The sequence below is a fragment of the Mucilaginibacter sp. Mucisp86 genome (assembly GCF_047324315.1).
Classification (GTDB): Bacteria; Bacteroidota; Bacteroidia; order Sphingobacteriales; family Sphingobacteriaceae; genus Mucilaginibacter.
This window is the reverse complement of sequence record NZ_CP168503.1, coordinates 2,195,724-2,216,008: the sequence shown is the minus strand read 5'-3', so window position 1 is coordinate 2,216,008 and position 20,285 is coordinate 2,195,724. Positions and strand designations below refer to the sequence as shown.

The 20,285-nt window shown below is 42.5% G+C and carries 18 protein-coding genes; 7 read left to right on the top strand and 11 right to left on the bottom strand.

What is annotated here, in order from left to right:
• Positions 1 to 3: 3 nt before the first annotated feature.
• From ACEN9X_RS09290 to ACEN9X_RS09280, 3 genes are all read right to left on the bottom strand, one after another.
• Complete coding sequence (locus ACEN9X_RS09290; RefSeq protein WP_413670105.1) at positions 4 to 354, bottom strand: DUF4134 domain-containing protein; 351 nt, start codon at positions 352 to 354, stop codon at positions 4 to 6.
• A gap of 27 nt (positions 355 to 381) precedes the next feature.
• Positions 382 to 813, bottom strand: a complete 432-nt coding sequence (locus ACEN9X_RS09285; RefSeq protein WP_413670104.1) for a hypothetical protein — start codon at positions 811 to 813, stop codon at positions 382 to 384.
• A 179-nt stretch (positions 814 to 992) separates the two neighbouring features.
• On the bottom strand, positions 993 to 1,838 hold the full coding sequence (locus ACEN9X_RS09280) for a LytTR family transcriptional regulator DNA-binding domain-containing protein (RefSeq protein WP_413670103.1): 846 nt from the start codon (positions 1,836 to 1,838) through the stop codon (positions 993 to 995).
• Positions 1,839 to 1,955: 117 nt separating this feature from the next.
• On the opposite strand from ACEN9X_RS09280, the gene ACEN9X_RS09275 reads away from it, so the two are divergent.
• The 4 genes from ACEN9X_RS09275 (at position 1,956) to ACEN9X_RS09260 (ending at position 7,004) form a co-directional block, all read left to right on the top strand.
• Complete coding sequence (locus ACEN9X_RS09275; RefSeq protein WP_413670102.1) at positions 1,956 to 2,327, top strand: hypothetical protein; 372 nt, start codon at positions 1,956 to 1,958, stop codon at positions 2,325 to 2,327.
• Positions 2,328 to 2,646: 319 nt separating this feature from the next.
• Positions 2,647 to 3,495: an RteC domain-containing protein gene (locus ACEN9X_RS09270; RefSeq protein WP_413670101.1), complete on the top strand. Its 849-nt coding sequence runs from the start codon at positions 2,647 to 2,649 to the stop codon at positions 3,493 to 3,495.
• Between the two features lie 114 nt (positions 3,496 to 3,609).
• Entirely contained in the window at positions 3,610 to 4,053 is a 444-nt protein-coding gene (locus ACEN9X_RS09265; RefSeq protein WP_413670100.1) for a hypothetical protein, read from the top strand.
• A gap of 110 nt (positions 4,054 to 4,163) precedes the next feature.
• Entirely contained in the window at positions 4,164 to 7,004 is a 2,841-nt protein-coding gene (locus ACEN9X_RS09260; protein WP_413670099.1) for a thiopeptide-type bacteriocin biosynthesis protein, read from the top strand.
• Here ACEN9X_RS09260 and ACEN9X_RS09255 read toward each other — a convergent pair.
• Positions 6,970 to 7,689 carry a LytR/AlgR family response regulator transcription factor gene (locus tag ACEN9X_RS09255; protein ID WP_413670098.1) on the bottom strand — a complete coding sequence of 240 codons (720 nt, stop codon included), beginning with the start codon at positions 7,687 to 7,689 and terminating at the stop codon, positions 6,970 to 6,972. The genes ACEN9X_RS09260 and ACEN9X_RS09255 overlap by 35 nt on opposite strands.
• Positions 7,686 to 8,501 carry a sensor histidine kinase gene (locus tag ACEN9X_RS09250; RefSeq protein ID WP_413670097.1) on the bottom strand — a complete coding sequence of 272 codons (816 nt, stop codon included), beginning with the start codon at positions 8,499 to 8,501 and terminating at the stop codon, positions 7,686 to 7,688. The genes ACEN9X_RS09255 and ACEN9X_RS09250 overlap by 4 nt, the downstream gene beginning before the upstream one ends.
• A gap of 1,069 nt (positions 8,502 to 9,570) precedes the next feature.
• Here ACEN9X_RS09250 and ACEN9X_RS09245 point away from each other — a divergent pair.
• Both ACEN9X_RS09245 and ACEN9X_RS09240 read left to right on the top strand, forming a co-directional pair.
• Positions 9,571 to 10,053, top strand: coding sequence for a MauE/DoxX family redox-associated membrane protein (locus ACEN9X_RS09245; protein WP_413670096.1), 483 nt, complete (start codon positions 9,571 to 9,573; stop codon positions 10,051 to 10,053).
• Positions 10,054 to 10,186: 133 nt separating this feature from the next.
• A complete protein-coding gene (locus tag ACEN9X_RS09240) occupies positions 10,187 to 10,423 on the top strand; it encodes a hypothetical protein (RefSeq protein ID WP_413670095.1) in 237 nt (78 codons plus the stop codon).
• Positions 10,424 to 10,501: 78 nt separating this feature from the next.
• On the opposite strand, the gene ACEN9X_RS09235 is transcribed toward ACEN9X_RS09240, so the two are convergent.
• The 4 genes from ACEN9X_RS09235 to ACEN9X_RS09220 form a co-directional block, all read right to left on the bottom strand.
• Positions 10,502 to 11,992, bottom strand: coding sequence for a TlpA family protein disulfide reductase (locus ACEN9X_RS09235; RefSeq protein ID WP_413670094.1), 1,491 nt, complete (start codon positions 11,990 to 11,992; stop codon positions 10,502 to 10,504).
• An 11-nt stretch (positions 11,993 to 12,003) separates the two neighbouring features.
• Positions 12,004 to 13,368 (bottom strand): RagB/SusD family nutrient uptake outer membrane protein, encoded by a 1,365-nt coding sequence (locus ACEN9X_RS09230; protein ID WP_413670093.1) that lies wholly within the window; start codon positions 13,366 to 13,368, stop codon positions 12,004 to 12,006.
• Positions 13,369 to 13,385: 17 nt separating this feature from the next.
• Positions 13,386 to 16,916, bottom strand: a complete 3,531-nt coding sequence (locus ACEN9X_RS09225; protein WP_413670092.1) for a SusC/RagA family TonB-linked outer membrane protein — start codon at positions 16,914 to 16,916, stop codon at positions 13,386 to 13,388.
• A gap of 175 nt (positions 16,917 to 17,091) precedes the next feature.
• Entirely contained in the window at positions 17,092 to 18,102 is a 1,011-nt protein-coding gene (locus ACEN9X_RS09220) for a FecR family protein (protein ID WP_413670091.1), read from the bottom strand.
• Between the two features lie 145 nt (positions 18,103 to 18,247).
• Here ACEN9X_RS09220 and ACEN9X_RS09215 point away from each other — a divergent pair, with 145 nt between their 5' ends.
• Positions 18,248 to 18,730 carry a DUF1877 family protein gene (locus ACEN9X_RS09215; protein WP_413670090.1) on the top strand — a complete coding sequence of 161 codons (483 nt, stop codon included), beginning with the start codon at positions 18,248 to 18,250 and terminating at the stop codon, positions 18,728 to 18,730.
• Between the two features lie 226 nt (positions 18,731 to 18,956).
• Here the strand turns inward: ACEN9X_RS09215 and ACEN9X_RS09210 are convergent, their stop codons facing one another.
• Positions 18,957 to 19,553, bottom strand: a complete 597-nt coding sequence (locus ACEN9X_RS09210; protein ID WP_413670089.1) for an RNA polymerase sigma factor — start codon at positions 19,551 to 19,553, stop codon at positions 18,957 to 18,959.
• A gap of 92 nt (positions 19,554 to 19,645) precedes the next feature.
• Positions 19,646 to 20,071, bottom strand: a complete 426-nt coding sequence (locus ACEN9X_RS09205; RefSeq protein WP_413670088.1) for a hypothetical protein — start codon at positions 20,069 to 20,071, stop codon at positions 19,646 to 19,648.
• Between the last annotated feature and the right edge of the window lie 214 nt (positions 20,072 to 20,285).

Below are 20,285 nucleotides of genomic sequence, written 5' to 3'. Positions count from 1 at the left end.
CCTTTAAACTCCAAAGAAGGCTTTAAGCACCGTGGCGACGATTACAAGGAATACGCAACTGCCAAACCACGCGGCGGCAACTTTACCCGTATCCGGATCTCCACTATTCCATTTATTAAATACTTTGACGGCACCGATTAAACCGACTATTGCGCCAATGGCATACATCAGTTGGGTGCCATCGGAGAAATAGCCTTTGACCTGGGACGTTGCCGAAGTAATACCGGCATTGCCATTCTGCGCGAAAGAGGGGCAGGGATTGCATAACATATCGTAAAAGACCAGGATCGCAGCCAGTAAGATATATTTTGCTTTCAGCCGTTGACGATGGCTTTGTATATTCAGTTTTTTCATGTTCATTGGTTTTTTAGGGAAAAGGGATTACCAGAGTTCGGCTATTTCTGCAGGGTCAATAAAGACATCGCACTGACTGGCCGCTTCTTTTGCGATCAATTGATTAATGCCTGTTTTAAATGGTGTCGGAAGATTTTGCCCGCTGAAGCCGGACAGGTAGTTTTTAAAAACAATAAGGAGCTTGTCTTTGGTTGCGTGCTCACCGGCTTTAGGAAGTATCTCATAGCGGACTTCATTGATCATGCGCTCAATCAGTACCAGGTCTGAAGGAATGTCTATTTCCGCTTGTTTCGGCTTTGGTTGTGTTTCCCTATCAGTTGCGCGGGGCTGTGCAGGTCGTTTTTGTAGTAGTTCCCTGATTTTATCCCGGTACAGAGAAATACCAATCACCAGGTAATAGAGCAGCAGAACAACCACCACTGCGAGGGCGAATTGGCCCCAAGAAATTTTACTCAGCATAACTAATCGTTTTGTTTTTTAGCACTATTGCTGAGCAAACATCACGAGTAAAAAAGGGGTGTTTTCACACCACAAACCGAGTACGGTGTGATTTTTTTTAAAAAAATTTACGGGAAACAGGTAGCAGGGAAGACCTGTTAAATTAGCGCTGGCTTGATAATCGGTTGGGTGAATAACAGCTATGAAACCGATTTAGCTGTTTTAAGTTCCAGCCATTTTTTGAATACCGGCGATCTTTTCTGGCTGACAATTACCGGCTCTTTCATTACCGGATCGGTAACAACTTCAAGCCTGCCATAATCCAATATAATAAATGACTTACACGCCCTCCGGCTGATAATCATAGTACGGCTGACACGAAAAAACTGTTCGGGATCAAGTTGCTTTTCCACCTGGTCAAGGCTCTGTGAGATCAGGTAACTTACAGCATCAAACAGTTTGATGAAATTGTATTTGCCCTCATGATAGATTATAGCCACGTCGCCGACTGTAACCGGTAGATTTTCTGTCCCCTTATTCACAATAAAAACCGTAACAAAGCTGGCTCCCGCCGCTGTTGCCTGTTCCCCGACAGGAGAAGATAATTGCCTGATAAGATAAAAGCAGAGGTAATAAATATTGAGTAGAAAAATGAAAATTACGATCACGGGGAAATCGTATTTGAGATATACGGTCTTTAAAATATTAATACCATTTAACAGGAAGTAGATAGTTGCCAGCAGGAAGGCAGCGACCGATATAATTACGACGCCGAATAGTATTTGAAGCAAAGCCCTTACCAGTGGTTTTTCCCGCCAATCATAGTCCCTGTCCAGCCGGGTGGAAACGCCTCTTACCAGGCTGATCAGCAGGAAGGCGATTATTGCGCTGCCGGCTAACGATTCATAATAGTCCGCGAGCAATAATAATTGAAAGAATGTTTCATCTATGCCAAATGAAATAATAAAATGAGCTGCAATTACAGAAATCACTATACGGAATAGCAGGTCGTTATAAGGCTTTACAGGGTATGGTGGAATCGGCATTTATTTGTTTAAGCTATGATTGAACTTTAACGGTTCTTTCTTGAAGAAATTCATAACTAAATAAAACAAGCTATTGAACGAAATGTTTTAACCATTGATTAAAACAACTCGAACACTATGGCAAAACAACCGTTTACAACTGATGGCGTACAGCAAAAAATCGCTGAACTATATAGAATGTCCGATACTGACCTGACAACGCAATCCAATTTAATAGCCACCAATTTCCGGCAATGGATGAGCGACAATTTTTCTCTTAACAGTGATCAGCAAACGTATCTTACAAAACTTGATAACAAGTTCGCGACCACGTTTGGAAGATCATTAAGCAATGCAGTTAATAACCGGCTGCCAATAAACTTTACAATGACAGCAGTGCCTTCCGGGGCCAGTAAATTTGTGCGGCACAGGGATAATCTTACTGCGGTATGCAATACAAACGGCGTGACCGTTTCCGGCGAACTCGACATCGACATAGGACCTCAATAAGTTCAATCCAGCACAGGCACATTGATAACCGGAGACAACCTTCGGTTATTTTTTTACGCAAAATTCATACATTCGCGTCCTGCATATTTAATACGATATACCAGAGAGAGCCATTTTCCTAGCCCCTATTGTCTTCCTAAACCTTTCCGAAAGCTTCTTGACCGTCTGTAAACGGCAAATCAACGTAACTCATCCCTGCTTTTGCGTAATTCAACGCATTTTTTCACTACCTCGTTTATTTCCGGGACGTGAAAATTTCGTGCGCATTACACGTCGGGATAAATTTGGCTTAAGCAATAATTAATTTTTTTAACACACTATGGAAATCGTATTAAGGATGCTTGCTGAACTTAATCAGCAGATAGAGCAAATTGAATTATCATCAGAGGATATTTTATCGACGGCAAAAAGTGCATACACGATCATTGAACTTGCACTACTTAATTTAAAAAATTACATCTCGACGTACAGGTTTATAAATATCGAAGAAGAGGTTTATTTCTTTAAGGAACTAAAGCCTAAATTTTATAGTAAACTAATCTTTTATATCCAGGTCTTCCATATAGAGACGCACCGACCGACCGGCTCTGAAAAAGTTTTGCGTAAGTATCTCAGGAATCGCCTGGATACAATTACGCAGTTCTCCCATGATAATAGGGAATTTTATAAGTATGTACGTTCCGGGGCTACTTACCTTGATCAACTGTATTTCGTGCGTAATAAGCATGATATCGCTATAGGATTCGACACCGCATATTTTGATTGCGATCCGTCATTTTGCACTAGCCACGATTATAAAATGTCTATGCTGCTCGCCAATGAGCAACTTGCAGATTATCTAAATGCCGAATTAAAAAAGCTGACAACTAAAAACGAGCTGGTTTGGATAGACGAAACAGGGCTTGGTTGGTCAGAAACTAAAGTAGCACTCATTGAGTTGTTATATGGCTTACAAAGCATGGGCGTATTTTATAACAGGAAAAGCAATACCAAAGCTGATGTGAAACAGGTGGCAAGTTTTTTTGAGCAATTGTTTGAAATCGATCTCGGCAATTACTATCGGACATTCCAGGAAATAAGAATACGCAAGACACGAACCAGTTTCCTTGACAAAATGCGTGAAAAATTAATTGAACGAATGGATGATAGTGATGAAATTTACCGATAGACAAATTACGATTAACCTGCTGCTATGGCGAGGGAGTTGTCCAAAGAGCTGAGGATAAAGAGCCGGTCGCCATAAGCTTGAAAAGGTAGCGGAATAAATTGCAACTTTATCACTATGAAATTTATTGATAGAATTACCGCCGTTTTTGAAAAAATAGACAACGACGAACTTTTGCTTTTGAAGGGACATCTGTTGATCGAGGAGCTGATTCTTAACCGGCTCAGTGCTGAATATGATGACAAAACAGTAAAAGCACTTGATTTAAGCTTTTACAAAAAACTGGTATTATTCGCTGGTATTACAAAAAAGGGGATGGATTCCGACCTGATAAAAATCATAATTAAAATTAACCAGGCCAGGAATAAACTGGCGCATAATCTCGATATTGAAATTAAACCGGCGCTGATTGAAATAATCAGGGACGTATACGGCGAACTACCGAAAACGATCAACAGGAAAACGACTTATTTAAATGCTTTGAAAAAAATATTCTACTTCATTCTTGGTCGAATCACCGGAACTGTGGACGCGCATTTGGCATTTAAGGAGACCTTATGATAATGTCATATTTATGCACGGATCACTATACTATAGTTTCATAGCCCGAAAACAACGTTTCATATAATAATTTTGCCGGTTCATTTTCCGTTTTGCATTTTCATAGATGTATGAAGATGCTGATAGATCCCACCCTGTTATACCGCGTACCAGTGTTCAGTTATGATGCTACCCTGGAAGAATGTTGGCCGGAGTTAAAAAAATCCATCGAGATTTCCTCAAAAGTTTTTTATAGCCTGGTCGAACATATAAAGCCCGGTGATCTGGCAACATTGCCGGAAAATATCCGGCATACGATATGGAAATATTTTAACCGGTCGCGCTATCGCGCAACTCCCTATGGCGGGTTTGCGGGAACGGGGATTATTGAACTGGGCAAATACGATTCAACACCTGCAGTTATTGCTAACTACCAGCATTTGCAACGATTTGCTGACTGGACCTGTACCGGCCAGTTGACCATCAGCTTTGCCGATCTTGTAAAAGCAGACGCTTTAGTTTTTGCCAACAGCACTTACTATTTCACGGAATCCGACATTCGATACATCGGTCGCTTTGACGATGGATACGAATTGGCCGACATACCAAAAGATAAGCTCAGGGTAAGAATACTGGAGGCATGTGCGCACCCACAGACCATTTCCTCGCTATTTGAGATGATTAACGAATCCGCTGACCGGCCAACGTTTTTGCATGTACTGGAGACAATGCTGGCAGACCAGCTTTTAATATCACAAATGCAACCGAACATAATCGGACAGGATTATTTTCAGCGGGTCAACTTTTCCCCGGCAGGACAGGAATATATTATCGCGCAGCGGCCCTTAATACAAGGCGGCGTAGATCCGCATTTGTTTAAGCATCTGCCGGGGTTAATAGAAAAACTGCATCAAATGCTGCCCTCCTATAAGTCTCCCGAATTAGATCAGTTTATTCAGCGGTTTATTAAAAAGTTCGGCGCCCAGGAAGTCCCTGTGATGGTGGCACTGGACCCGGAACTGGGCATAGGTTATGGTGGCATGGACCAGTCGGTGCTAACCAGCGAACTTATCAACCAGCTTATTAAAAAAGCTGACGACAGTTCTGAAGATATAACCAACTCGACGCTCCGGGTATTGCTGCCTCGGCTGATCACGGATAAACCAACAGTTATTGATTTTGAAAAACTGGAAATACCCGCAGGGATAAAAAATGAGCCGCTGCCCAACAGCCTGCCGGTATTATGCACGGTGGCAGATGGCATGATTCTGTTGGAGCACCTGGGCGGCTGTACAGCCAATTCACTCCTCGGAAGATTTACTTTGAGCAGCGATAATGTATTGGCGCATTGCAGGAAAATAGCTGCCATAGAACAACAGGCTAACCCCGGCGTATTATTCTTTGACGTTGCCTATACCGTTGGCGGTGTTGTGGACAATGTAAACCGGCGCAGACCGATCTACGATTTACAGGTCAGCATCCTCAATTACGACACCTCTGCAGATCCGGTGCTATTAAATGATCTTCTGTTATCGGTGCAAGGTGGAGAGCTGATCATTCGCTCCCAAAAGCATAATAGACGTATGGTTCCGCGCCTGGCATCTGCCTATAATTACCTGTTAAGCGACTTGCCGGTATTTCGTTTGTTCTGCGATCTGCAGCACCAGAGTATCCATAAAAACCTGTACCTGCGATTACGTGACCGTATTGCCAACCTTAATTATTATCCCCGGCTGCAGTATAGGAATATTATTCTTTCACCGGCAACATGGCTTATCCGGCTGGAGGATGTGCTGCCCAATGGTAAAACAGGCACCGCAGCTTTACTCGTTGATCATCTTGAGCAAAGGGGAATTTCCGGATTTGTAAGAGTAGGATCAACCGATCAGACCTTATGCATTGATACCAGCCGGGAGGTGGATATTATTGAATTATTTCATCTGCTGCAGAAACAAAAGTCGCTCTACCTTGAGGAAACCATTATCCCCAAAAGATCCGTCATTGAGGATACAAATACCCGTCCCTATGTATCACAGTTGCTGGTAACCCTGCATCACGGACAAACGACATATAGGCCGGCTCCATCCACCGCCTTGCAACAACAGGATACGGGCATCGAAAAGATCATTCCTCCCGGTGATGAATGGTTGTATTTCGAGATATTCTGCCATCCTGCACGCACCGATGAACTGCTTACCGGCGATATTCAGGAATTTTTGGAAACCCACAGGGACCAGATCATGCGGTGGTTTTTTATACGCTATACGGACCAGGGAAACCATATCCGTCTGCGCTTCAGGTTACGTAAGGCCGAAGCATCGCAACAGATCATGGCAGCATTTACATCTCTGCTGAAGGAAAAGATACAGGTGGGCGTGGTCTCCGACTTATCCATCCGGCTCTATCGCCGGGAAACGGAGCGGTACGGGGTAGCCAATATATTTTTTGTAGAGGTGCATTTTCACCTGGACAGCCGGTTTGTGCTCAGTGTTTTAAGACACCAGTTGAGCGATGAAGAAAAGTACTTCTTGTGTATTACTTTGGTAAAAGCAGTACAGGAAAAGGATATTTTTACACAGGGCGTTTTTTTAAAGACGATAGATGAAACTGCTCATGCTTTTAATACGGAGCATAGTCTTGACCCCGGCCGCTTCAAATTATTAAATGTGGCCTGGACAAAATATGGCAGTATCCAGGCACCGGCGCTTGACAATGAAGCCTGGCAAAATTTTAATGCCCTGAGTTCTTCGTTTGCCGATACGCTGTATCAATATCCGGTCGCGGAAAGGCCGGGTATCTTCAATTCACTTTTTCACATGCATATCAACCGTATGTTCCCAATGGCGCAGCGCACACATGAAATGATTATCTATTATTTTTTACAAAAAGATATCAAATCAGCCGGTCGGAGAAATGCCGTTAAAGAACATGCCGAGGCTATTCCGGCAGGTTCTTCTCTACTTCATCAATAAAACCGTCACGATATTTTTGCCCTATTGGTATAAAATACCGGTCCTTTATCTGGATGCTGCCGTTGGCAATTGCCACCATAAACTGCAAGTTGATGATGAATTTTTTATGCACGCGCCAGAACCCAAGGCCTGAAAGCCTTTTTTCCAACGCAGTGAGCGATGTATACGCCAGGTGCTTTGAGCCGTCGGACATCATGAACTTCATATAGTTTGATTCGCTTTCGATAAATAGTAAATCAGGAAGCTTGATATGGATGTAACTCCCTTTCCTGCCATCCTTGATCAGTAGTAAATTTTCCCTGATTTGTAACTGCGGATTTATGCCCTCGAATATCTGCCGGACTTTCTTTATTGCTTCCATGAAATCCTCCCGGTTTAACGGCTTCAGCAGGTATGCTGCGCCATACTTAAAAGCTGGCAGGGCGAATGTCTCGTGCCCGCTGATGAAAACAATTGCCGTTTTAGGATCAAGCTTGCTGGCGAATTCGATCCCATTTATGTGGGGCATCATAATATCCAGGAAAAGGATGTCCGGCACGATCTCTTTTTGCAACAGCTTTTCCATCGCTTTTTTTTCATCGGTATCATAGCCGATCAATTCGAGTCCTTCAGTGCTTTTTATATAGCGGCAGATGTTCTCAACACTTGTCTGTTCATCATCTACCACATAACATTTGAGTTTCATAATTCAATGGTGAAAAGCAGTTCATAATAATTGTCTGTCTCATTTATTGACAGGGTGTACCGGCCAGCGTATTGTCTTGAAAGCTGGTTCCTGATATAAGCCATGCCAACGCCGGTGCGTTCAAGCTTTACCGCTGATTTTTTAAGGTTCCAGGTATGGAAGGATAGTTGCTGCCCTTTGCAGTTAATGGAGAGCCTGCATGGCTGTTCCGGGTTGTAAAGGTCACCATGCATGAAGATGTTCTCTACAAAGGTGATCAGTATAAGCGGTGGAATTTGCAGGTCATCGACCCGGCTATCAACATCGAGCGCCAATTCAAAGCACAACTGTTTGCCCAGCCTTTCACGGTTCAAACCGATATAATGGTAAACATGTTCCAGTTCCTGCGCCAATGAAACTTTTTCGGTTTCGTTATTCAATGCATAGCGTAAAACCTTAGAAAAAAGCTTTGTGCTTTTAAGTGCCTTTCGTAAACGAATGTTTGTCACTTCTTCCGAGGCTTCTTCAACCAACCCGTATATATAGTTGAGCGTATTGAAAATCAGGTGTGGCTTGATCTTGGAGCGGAGATACGCGGTTTCCAATTGCAGGTTTTGAATTTCTATGCTTTTGGCCGCCCTTGCCTTCTTAATTCCCTCCTTAGTGAGAAAGTAACCAACTGCGGGCGTCAGGAGATAAACACCTCTGTACAGTGATTTTTTATATGAAAATATAAATTCATAGTGTTGAGTGGTTAACCAGGCTATGAAGAAATCAACAAAATTTTGTGCCAGAATATACCCTCCGAATGTCAAAATAATAGCAACGGGCATTCTCAACAAAATAAAAGGTCTCGTAACGCCAAATGGTATAGCACAGTTTGAAACAATAAAAAAGAATGGTATGTCGACCGCATAATATGCTGCTGCTATAAGAAAGTAAATTTTGTGTGTTTGCGCATATATCATTGCCTGTTCCTGAATAATGATCACGCAAATCGCCAATATGATATAACGCCTTAAGAATGTAGGATCCAATGACTCCATATAAATTCAGTTTCTATTGTAATTTCATAACCGTCATGAGGCATTTCATATAAAATATTTTAAAGCATATTTTAAAGCCTTTATCTTGGATACAGTTTAAAATCTTAATTCAAATCAATTACTATGAGCACACTAACTTCCACTGCTACAGGTAGAAAAACCGTATTCCGATTTACAAGCAATCTAAAAACTGGTCAATCAAAAGATGACACTACCAACACAACAACTACGCTTACTTCAATTATTCCCACGTGCACTTGCCCGACGGGATTAAAGTAAACCGGGTACTTATTGCCTTTGGCTGCTGACTACAGCAACCAAAGGCTTAAGTTCATTATGATTTCTGTTCAACATCTGCTAAAATCAATTATTATGAATACATCAATTCCGATTACTACAGGCAGAAAAACTGTATTCCGATTTAACTACAATCTAAAAGCTGGTCGGTCAAAAGGTGACACGACGACTAACACTACCACAACTACAACCTCTTTATTTCCGACTTGCACCTGCCCGACAGGATTAAAGTAGTCTATGAGATGCCTTTGGCCAGTCTAAGAAAACTGGCTAAAGGTCTGTTTGCTCTCCCTCACCATTGCTCTTCTCACCAAATTCTTCCAGCATTTTTGCGTTCACATCGGCAATACGCATGTTCACATAATAGATTTCTCCAGCATTGTTTTGGGGCTTAGCTTAGTAGTGAACCCTAAAAAGCGGATCAAATAATGTCGAAATATCCAGACTTTCTCCTTACAGCTACGGGACATTTGACAGATAGGAAGGAACTATAAATTACCGCTTTTCCCAGAAACGAAACACCGTTAAAAAACCCTTTAACAATTTCAAATTGTGAGCTATGAATACGACTACCGTATCGGGCAACGCTACGCCACGATCAAGAATAATTTTGCTTTGGATTATCATTTCATGTTTCATCATTTTATTCCTTTATGCCGGGCTAACGAAGCTGTTGGATTACCAGAACTTCGAGACTAAGCTCAGTCGTGATCCATTTATCAGTGACTTTGCAGGAACCGTTGCCTGGCTGGTGCCATGCTGGGAGATTGCGACCGCGCTATGGTTGGCATTTGCTACCGACAAAAGACCCGGCATTATCAGCTCACTCATACTTATGTCCGGATTCACTGTGTTTGTCGCATTGGTGCTTGGTGTTGCCAAACAGGTGCCCTGTACATGCGGTGGATTATTGGAACGCATGAACTGGACACAGCACCTGGTGTTTAACATCATCATGGTTGCACTTGCCATCATTGGTCTTTTGCTAACCCGCATACCTGCTTATCAAAGAACTTCGTCAAGCCCCGAATTATCCTACTAATCTAAACGCTTGTTTACTGTTGCAACATAAACGCAGGCTTCTCCGGCTCCTGAACACAACGCCGGTACTTTCCCTCTATCAAACCCTGCCATTTTTTAACCATTTAAAACCAATAATTATGAAAAAGATCAAAATGACCCTTATTACTACAGCCCTTGTATTGGGTGTTGGAGGAGCTTTCGCTTCTCAACTGGACGCTACAAAATGGTTCTACCTGGACGCTGCCGGCCAGCCCACCGGAACCGCATTGCCCGGCCTCCCTTCGTGCCAGGCGGGAAATGACAACTGTGCACAACAGTACAATGTTGACAGCCACAACAATCCCATTTCGCCCGTCGGCCAACCTACCCAAGGCGCTATTCACCCGTAGGCATGTAATTCGCCATTTGAGAAGTACCGGCGTGCCGGTACTTCTTTTAAACTTTTGAGGATATAAACTGATTGTTTGCTATAGTGATCGCTCCAAAACTGAAGTGAATTCTTTCCACCCAACCGCTGATCGGGGATCGGGTGCATGAGCGGATATAAGTTTCCCCTCTTTATCTATTATCACAATCGTAGGGTAAGAACCGACACGGTAATATTTAATGAGCGGGTGATTCGCAGCAAGCCCATTTGTGTATAATTGTACCGCATTTTTACTACTATAGATGCCTATGCCCTTTTGCCAAAGTTTTTTTGTACCGTCCACCGATATAGCTATAAATACTATCTCTTTATCGCCGTATAATTTTTCCAGGCTATCCAACACCGGTGCTGTTGTTATACAACCGCCGCAGCCATAAAAGAAGAAATCCATAATAATTAATTTGCCTCTGAAATCTGCCAGTCTAACTGTTTTTCCGCTGGTGTCCGGGAGGGCAAAGTCATAAGCATCACTGCCTGATTCAAAATTTGTTTGGTATTGCTGCTGTATAGCCAGTATCTGTTTATATAAAACGCCTGATTTGTTTGCAAACGATAAAAGATCGGCCATACAGGCTTTAGCGTCATTGCTGATACCAGAGGCAGCAACAGTATCGAAAATATTTGTGGCTAACAATATTTCGTTTAAGGCCGGCGAATCTGCGTAGGATCTTTTTAGTAGCAGGTAAGCATCTTTAAAATGGGTACGATAGTAGCCCAATCCAGGTGCATCTGGTTGATTAATCATTTGCTCAAGCACAGCCAACCGATATAAGAATGTCAAATTACTTTTATCGTAACCGGCTTCAATTTTAGTGAACTTGGCTTTAAGCGCAGAGATTTTATCGGCATACTTATTTAGCAGCTTCCTGTCTGAACTATCTCCAAGCTTATCAATGGCACTGGAATATATTCCCTGGAGATATGCTAACTCTATTACTTTAAAGGCCAATGAAGAAAGCTGATTTTTGTATTTGCCCATCACTTGCGCAACTGTTACCCGGTCAGAATCTGCCCGTGCAAACAACTGTTCTGTATCGAGCCAGAACGCCCATTTTCTTGTTTTGCTTTTACCATTTACCTGCCTGATAAGTTCCTGCATGCATCTATATTTGCCCGCGCCTTTTCCGATAAAGCGAATATTGAGTATACCCATATCCAAATGTTTACCTATTTCCATATGAAGCTCGTCGCCTGGCTCCGCAATAAAACCATGTCTTGCTGAATAAGCTTTTAGCGAGTGGAAAAGGCTATTAGTATCCGCTTCAAAGCCTAAATAAACGGGCTTATTGGCCTTTAATTTAATGTGATAACGATTCCCTGTAACTTTGCTCTTGAAAGATCGCTGGTATCCTTCCAGGTTCCAGGTGTCCCAGACATACGTTTCCAGTTCATCATAGGCAAAGCCATTTGAAAAATGGATATCAACCTTTATCTCATCATCTTTAGTTTTGGATTGTGCTTGTATAGATTGTGCTGCAATCAATGTTTTTACCAGCAACAGGACTGGTATCAAAATAGTGATCTTTTTCATGTGCTTTACGTTTAACGTGCATTTTGTTGTAGACCCGATGCTTTAATGATATAATCGGGAATCAGGAAAGTGTAGTGCTTATCATTCGGCGATAAACTATAGGTCTGACCGTTTACTGTCTTTTTCAGCGTCGTTGCAAATGCCGGTTCTTTATTTAATCTGCGAAGATCCGACCAGCGAATTCCACGCATCAGCAATTCCTTCCTTCTTTCCTTAAGGATTAATGTCAATGCGGCTGCCTGATTATCCGCAACCAATGACGTAAATGTCCCGACCTTGAATCGTGTCTTTAAAAGAATGTTTAAATCCGTCATCGCTGCCGCAACATTCCCGGACCTGGCAGCACATTCAGAACGGATCAGGTATTGTTCATCGGTGGATATGCCGCCAAATAGTACATCTGAACCTGAATAATTTCCTTTGAAAGAAAAAGTTCCATCCGTATTCTGAACGTAGAATACCTGTTTGCGTAAATCATTTCCATCATAAGAATTAATCAAATCGGTAGCAATACTGCAAACCGGCACAGCGAAAGAAGCATAAGCGTTAATTGATGCATCAAATACCACTTCGTCATTGAATAACGAGATAGGGTAATCCGCTGTGGCGTCCAGGCTATTGTAATCTAAAAGTTTGCTGTAATCCTTTAGGGAAAGATCGGCGTATAGAAAGGCTTGATCGTACATACCCATACTTAAATAACAGCGGGCCAATAACCCATAGGCTGCCGGACGAGAAGAATCAGTTTTGTATGCCGGAACGATTTTTAATAACGAAGCCGCTTCTTTAAGATCGCCGGTAATTCGGTCATAGGTTTGCTGCACTGTTGCTCTGAAAGATTTTTCGTTTATATCCGGGTTTAACCGAAGCGGGATGCCTAAATCTGCTGATGCCGTTTTGGAGTCATAAGCTGGCGCAAACATCTGGGCCAGGCTATAAAAAGCTCTTGACCTGAGAAATAATGCACCACCTTTGATGTCGTTATATTCAGTCTGGTTGTTGCTGTCTTGCGTGATTTTATTTAGACCGTCCAAAATTACATTTGCTAATAATACTTCCTGGTAGGCCTCCTCCCATTCCCGCACGTAAGAGATTCCTGAAAATGTTTGATCACTCCAGATATAGGCAAACTGTTCTTGTGAATAAAGTGAAGAATAGTAGTTGTCTGCTATAGTAAAATTATCAGCGGCCTGCTCTGCAAGGCCAATGTCGTTTACGCCATAAGGATAATTGTTGTTCAGCAACAATCGCATGTCCTTTAAACTTTTGGGCACAATCAGGGAGCTGTCGCGCTTTTGATCCAGCCAGTCTTTCTTGCATGATGCCGCAAGCAGTATCAAAAAGAGAAAGGTCAGTATTTGTATTTTTTGTTTCATCTTTTTAAGTAATTAAATTAAAAACCAGCCCTGATGCCAACTGCTATCGTTCTTGGTAATGTCATGTTTGGATAGTCGGGATCAATATGATCTTTGTTGGCCGTCCACAACAGCCCGACATTATTCATGTAGGCATAGACCTGCAAATGGTTTAACCGAAGCTTCCTTAATTTCAGTGGCGACAGGTCATAAGCAAGGCTGATATCCTGAAGCCGGATATTATCACCTTTGTCAATCAGGATTGTGGATTTGTTATAGAAATAATCTCTATTACTATTTGCCGGATACACCATTGAGGGGACATTTGTACTTATTTCGTCGCCTGGTTTTTGCCATCTTTTTTCAAAATCGCTGTGAGATACATTCCTATTGAATAAATCAGTATAGTAGATTGACGAACGCCGGAAGTAATAACCATACCGGTAACTGATATTAAAAGAAAGGGAGATGCCCGCGTAACTAAATGTGTTCCGGAAAGCACCATAAAGCGAAGGTGTTGCCCGTCCTATATATTGCAGGCTATCGGCAGCGATATTATTCAATGTTCCGTAATCTTTACTCGGTTTGCCATTCAAATAACCCATAGGATCGCCTGTCTGTGGGTCAAGACCAGCCCATTTGTAGGCGTATATGCCAAATAAAGGACGTCCTACAACCGGTGAATAACCGTAGGTATTCGAGGTTATACTGGCGTCGACCAGATAGGCGCTTGCAATAGTGTTTACCAGTTTGTAATCTGTAATCTTATCGTTTACGATACTGGTAATTATGGTGCTTTGCCAACCGAATTTGCCGGTAATGTTTTTGGTATTTACTATCAGGTCTAACCCTTTACCGCTCATACCGGCTACATTTCCTTTAAACTGAGTAAAACCAGTTGTAGGATCAAGTGGACCGTTGCCGATCAGGTCTGTTCCTTTTTTATGATAATATTCAATGCTGCCGGTGAGCCGGTTATTTTGACTGGCGAAATCAACGCCAATATTAAGAATCCCGCTTTTTTCCCACCTGAGATTTTCGTTAGGGGGACTCTGAATAGCGGCGGCTGTTTGTTGCGTATAAACGTTGTACGATAAGTATGCCGTTGTAAAGGCAGTCACCGTATTATCATAGTTTCCGTTATAGCCATAAGATGCTCTAAGGCTCAACGTCGGGAGCCATGATACCTTGTAAAAAGATTCCTTATCAATATCCCATTTAACTCCTGATGACCACAAAGGAACGGAACGCTGGTTCGCTTTTACACCAAATAAATTCGACTGGTCTATGCGACCGCTGACTGACAACGTATACCGGTCGTCATATGTGTATGCACCGTTAGCAAAATAAGAACGGAAGCGATCCAGTATGGTGCTAACTGAAGTAATACCCGGAATATTGGAATAAAACCCTGATGGATTTGTGCGAAAGTAATCCGTATAGTTTACTGGCTGTCCCAAGCCAAGTTCGGCGTCATAACCGTACAACTTTCCCTGATTGGATGTTAGTTTTGCCTGTCTGACCTCTGCACCGGCGATAGCGGTTATCCTGCTTTTATTCCAGTTATTGTCAAAATTTAATTGCCCTCTTCCATTCTGAGAAGTAAGCAAGGTCGCTCCATTTGTTAATATCCCACCAACAGGGACAATTCGATTGACTGTTCCATCACCATTCAGGGAACTTAGGCTATTGATCAGGTTGCGGGTGTAATATGCATTTTCGCCCTGTAGTAAAGTGTTATTGGTATTTTGCCGTTCGTACTGATAATTCAGCGAAGCACTTAGTCCTTTTATGAAAGTATATTTTGCAATACCGGAAAAACGCATGTCCGACTGGGTCGTTTTATCACTATTATCTTTTACCTCCTGTAGCGGTTTGTAACTCCAATCCAGTAATCCTTTTGACTGGGCAGAGTTAATAAAGTCAGCATTAAAATCGCGGGCAACTCTTAGTGGGTTTCCATTAGCATCTGCCAGTTGTGCATAGGGGTAAATATTTTTCGCACCCATAGACAGATTGACCGCAGAATTTGCCTGCACATTGCTTTGTGTATAGACTAACCCTGTGGTCAGTTCGAGGTTTTTTAAAGGGACAAAAGTTTGTTGACTATTTAATACAAGGCGATCAAAACCACTGGCGACAGCGTTGTTTAGATTTTTGTCGTAGCCTGCCGAAAAATAGTACGTGTATTTTTCCGCCCCTCCCTTTAAATTCAGTGCATATTGCTGGTTGATACTCTTTCGATAAAGGTATTTGTCAATATCATTTCGCACGTCATAACCTTTTAGTGCGTTGATTTGTTCATTTGCCGCTTCTGAAGTTAAATCGCCTGCACGCGACTTTGCCAGTAATTCCACCACAGGCGTTAGTACCGGGAATGTTCTTTTATTCGCAATTGATGCATCATAAAAACCTTTGGAAAAAAGGAATTTTTCAACATCAATAAAATCGGCGGAATTCATTTGCGGTTTATAGAACTGGTCAGGTTTATTACCTACCGTTACATTGGCATTTAATTCTAATTGCGGTGCCTGGTTCTTCCGTCCCCTTTTTGTTGTTATTACGATAACGCCATTTCCAGCGCGAACACCCCATATTGATGCGGCCGCTGCGTCCTTAAGTATGGATATACTCTCTACGTCATTGGGGTTGATGTTGATTATATCTCCATCGTAAGGGAAATTGTCAACGACGATAAGCGGCTGATCATTGGCAAAAATGGTGCTGCGTCCCCTGATGCTCAACTTGGTCGTACCGTTGCGTTCGTCAAATAGTAAGGTGGGCGCAATCGCCTTTAGACGGCTGATAACATCCGTAGAAACCTCCCGGTTATATAAGGCATTGTCTACTTTGGAAAATGAGCCGGTAGCCCGTTCCAATGGTACTTCCTGGTATCCCGTTGACACAACAACCTCCTTCAGGGCGGCAGCGTCTTCCTCAAGAACAACACTTCCGTTGGCATTAATGTCAGCTACTTTAATCTCTTTACTTTTGTAACCAACAAAAGAAATAATTAAAATGTCATCCGTGCTTGCTCCCTGTAATTGGAAGAGTCCATCCTTATCCGTTATAGCGAGTGTTTCTGTTCCTTTCACCCGGACGGTGGCACCGGGTAAGGGTTCGCCCTTGCTGTCAACGATTCGCCCTTTTACCGGTAGCGCAGCTTTCCGGCGCTGTTTTAATTGAAGGGCTTTAAATTTTGCCTCATCATAACGGACAAGAAGTGCGTCACCGACGATTCGGTAGGAATAGGGGATGTTTTGTAGTATGTCAGCCAGCCATTTACCCACGGTAATCTCATGGGCAGAGGCGTTGATCTTAGTGGTGCTTTTAGCGACATCATCGCTGTAGAGAAATTTTACACCGGCTTCTTTAGCGACCTTATCAAGCGCCTCTTTCAAGGGCGCGTCTTTCAGCTCAATAGTGATGGTCTTGCGTAGCGGGTCCTGCGCACGGGCATCTGCCAGCGCCAGCATCGTAGCGCTGCAGATCAAAACAATGATAAACAACTGTATCCTCATAGCGCATACCAGTAGCTTATAGAACCTATGCGGTTCATTTTTTTTCATAACTTTAAAATGTTTAGGGTTAATAGAAGCAGTACACCTGGTTTTCGAAGGCCTGTTGGTGCAACTGCACATATTTTTCACTTTAAATCATTCCTTCCTGCCCAGGCAGGGAGGATTTGTTGTTTTATATCGGTCTATCCCATGCTTATCCTTTCTTTTAATCGCTCTAAAAAAATTATCTGCCTGTCATATGAATTGTAAAATGATCATCCTGTCGCTCGTAGGTTGCGCCTATTGTGGCACATAGTTTCTGCACAGCCACAAGTGCACCGTCCTTTAGCGAAATACTGCCGTAGAAGCCACGGTGCCTTACCGCCCCCACTATATCGATGCTTATATTGAATTCCCGTTGTATGTCGGTAATGACAACCACCGCCGGTTCACCCTGATAATCGAAGACGCCATCACGCCGTGCCAGATATTCGTCTGCTTCGGGATAGTCCGTTTTCTGAATTTTGCCTGTATTCTTATTCACTTTGCCGCGTTGTTTCGGTTGCAGGTGAGTAGTATCACTGCCAGAGGCAAGTAACACTTTGCCGGTAAGCAGGGTCACGGCAATCTCCGGCTGGTCATTATAAGCATCGACCTGGAAACTGGTGCCTAAAACCTGCGTGGTGATCTTTCCGGTATGAACGCTAAAGGGGTGTTTGCTGTCTTTGGCAACTTCAAAGAAAGCACTGCCACTTAACCGAATTTCACGGGTGTCACGATTGAAAGTGTGCGGGTACTCAAGACTACTGGCAGGACTTAACCAGATCTGCGTCCCATCCGAAAGGGTGATCTGTTTGTGTTCGCCTTTTAATGTTGTGAGCTGCGCCATTTTTACCGGGTCTATCCAGTTGCGGATATTATCCCGAAATAGCCATCCGCCAGTAAGTAGTAATGTGATAGAGGCAGCGACAGCAACAATGCGTATCCATTGTAGACGAACGACCTTCGGCTCCTCTATTGGCCTAATTAATTCTCTGAGGCGCTCATGCGTCTGTTGCAAGCGGTTTTGCGTGTCAGTATCATTTGCCAACTGTTGTGCGACCGGATGATCAAGATGCTCGCCGATCAGGAGTTCAATAAATTCCCTATCCTGTCCTGAGTGAATGTAACGCAGTAGTTGCTCCGCTTCTTCCGGGCTGCTTTCTCCGGCCAGGTAGCGGATAAATTGTTTTCTGATGTCGTCCCTGTTTTCCAAAGTGTTTTTATTGTTAATACACTTTTAAGAAATGGTTACTCTGCTCGTTTTTAATTTTTATTGATAAATGTGAATTTTTTTTAGTGGCAACTCATTTTCCAGGTTTAATGGCGCGTTTGTAACATTTGCTTTGTTACTTTGTATTATGGGACTATACACTAAACTGTTTCAGTTAAATCCTGCTGAATTATCCGATCTACACGTGGAGGATTTTTACCCGAGTTTTTACCTGGACGAGCAGGCTCCAAAAGATCAAATGCTTGATCTCGATAAAAGTTTACCCGGAATTAAATTCCTGCTATCCGGCAGTACGGATGTTCAAAATCCCAATCAACACTTATTAATAGGCAAGACCATTCAACTGGCTGATGGGGACACAAACATAATCTGTGAGGTATTAATGCCTGACGAAATAAGGAAAGTAAACATGTTTCTTTCCGATGCAAAAGTATCCGACCTTAAAAAGAATTTTGATCCGCCTGCAATGACAGCTTTAGCTATTTACCCGGATATTTGGGACTATGGCAAAGAATCATGTGATTATTTATACACTCATTTCCTTGCACTTAAAAAATTCATTTCACACGCCGCTCAATGCGGTAAAGCCGTAGTTATTATGACGGCGTAGTACTCGTCGTACATAAATGGGGACTGCCATTAAAAAGAAATATTGCTTGTCATCAGGAGAAAAATTACATTAAAAAAGCAGCAGCCTCGCGCTGCTGCTTTAAACTATTAACTAAAGTTATTCCGACAGCTTCAGGTAGGTAATTACCGTGAAACCGCCGGGGTCAAACGCATGATATTAATACACGCGGCAGGCAGGTATCCTCTGTTCGGGAAGAAAATTAATTTCAGATATTGTTAAATAGCATGCAAACTGCAAGGAGCGCAGCACCATCGGTTAAGCGGTGATGTTCTTTTATAAAACGGGTCGCTTTAACTATATGGTCGCTGATCGTAGATGTGGATATGCCAAGCATCCTGCTCACTTCGGCATAAGAGTGCCCTTCGATCTTACACAATGTATATACTTGCCTGCGTTGCGGTGGCAACTGGTTTATGGCCTGTTCGAGCAATTGTTTTTGCTCTTTGAACATCAGATCGTCTTCTAAATCGGTATGCAACTCCGTACCGATGCTGGCCAGGTAATCCATGACCTTCCTCTCTATGGATACATCTCTGAAGAAATTGTAAACTAAATTCCGGCTAATACGAAACAGGTACGATTTGAATGACTGCTCGGGATCAATATTGTGCCGTTTCTGCCATACTTTAAGAAACACATCCTGCAGGAGTTCCTGCGCGTCGTCAGCATCTTTAACCATGCGCAGGATATTGGCGTAAATTTTCAGGCTGTAATGATGGTAAATCTGGTCAAAAGCTTTGCTATCACCCTGCCGCAAACGGGCAAGCAGTTCCTTTTCAGCCGATGGGGTTAGCACATACACGCCTAACTTTCAAAAAACATTAGGCTAAAGTTAAAGAAATGAAAAGGTAATGTAAAGCACATAGTCAGGCAAAATGAATTTACCAGGTGGCATTAATCATTATAAACGACTGCCTTTATTACATTACAATAAGCTGGCTCTACGAAGAAGCGCCGGTAATTATTCGCGAAGATTTTAATGTAGTCGTGTTCGATATTTAAATTACAAATACCTCCGTTCTTCAATTTTATTTCCAACACTTTACACATTTTATGCTTCCTGGGTTCATCATTAAATATTATGCTCACTTCGTCCGCTTCCCAAAGCTTTTGTGGTGCAGGTAATTTAAAATGTAATCTAACGCAATTGAATGATTTTGAAGTGATGTAAAGTTCGTCACTGTCGATTCCATAAAATTCCAAATGATCCCTTTCCACCATAATACGCACATTGCAACCGTTCCGCATTTGAACGTAAAATGTATCGCTTGATTTGAAATGCCATTGGGGTGTGTCCAGGTTCTCTGATAGCGTATTCATCGCAATAACTGGTTGTTGATATTTTTAATAGAGATTGCAATTTACTGCGAGGCGTTATCTTCTCTCATTAATTATATATTAAACAACCAGCGATCATAATAGGTAATCGCGAGTTGTGGCAAGACCTTTGTTTGGGAAGCGGGTTGGTCACTGTTGTACTTTTTACAGGAAAAGGCAAACATGAACAGAGTTGCATAAACATTAAACATTGCTT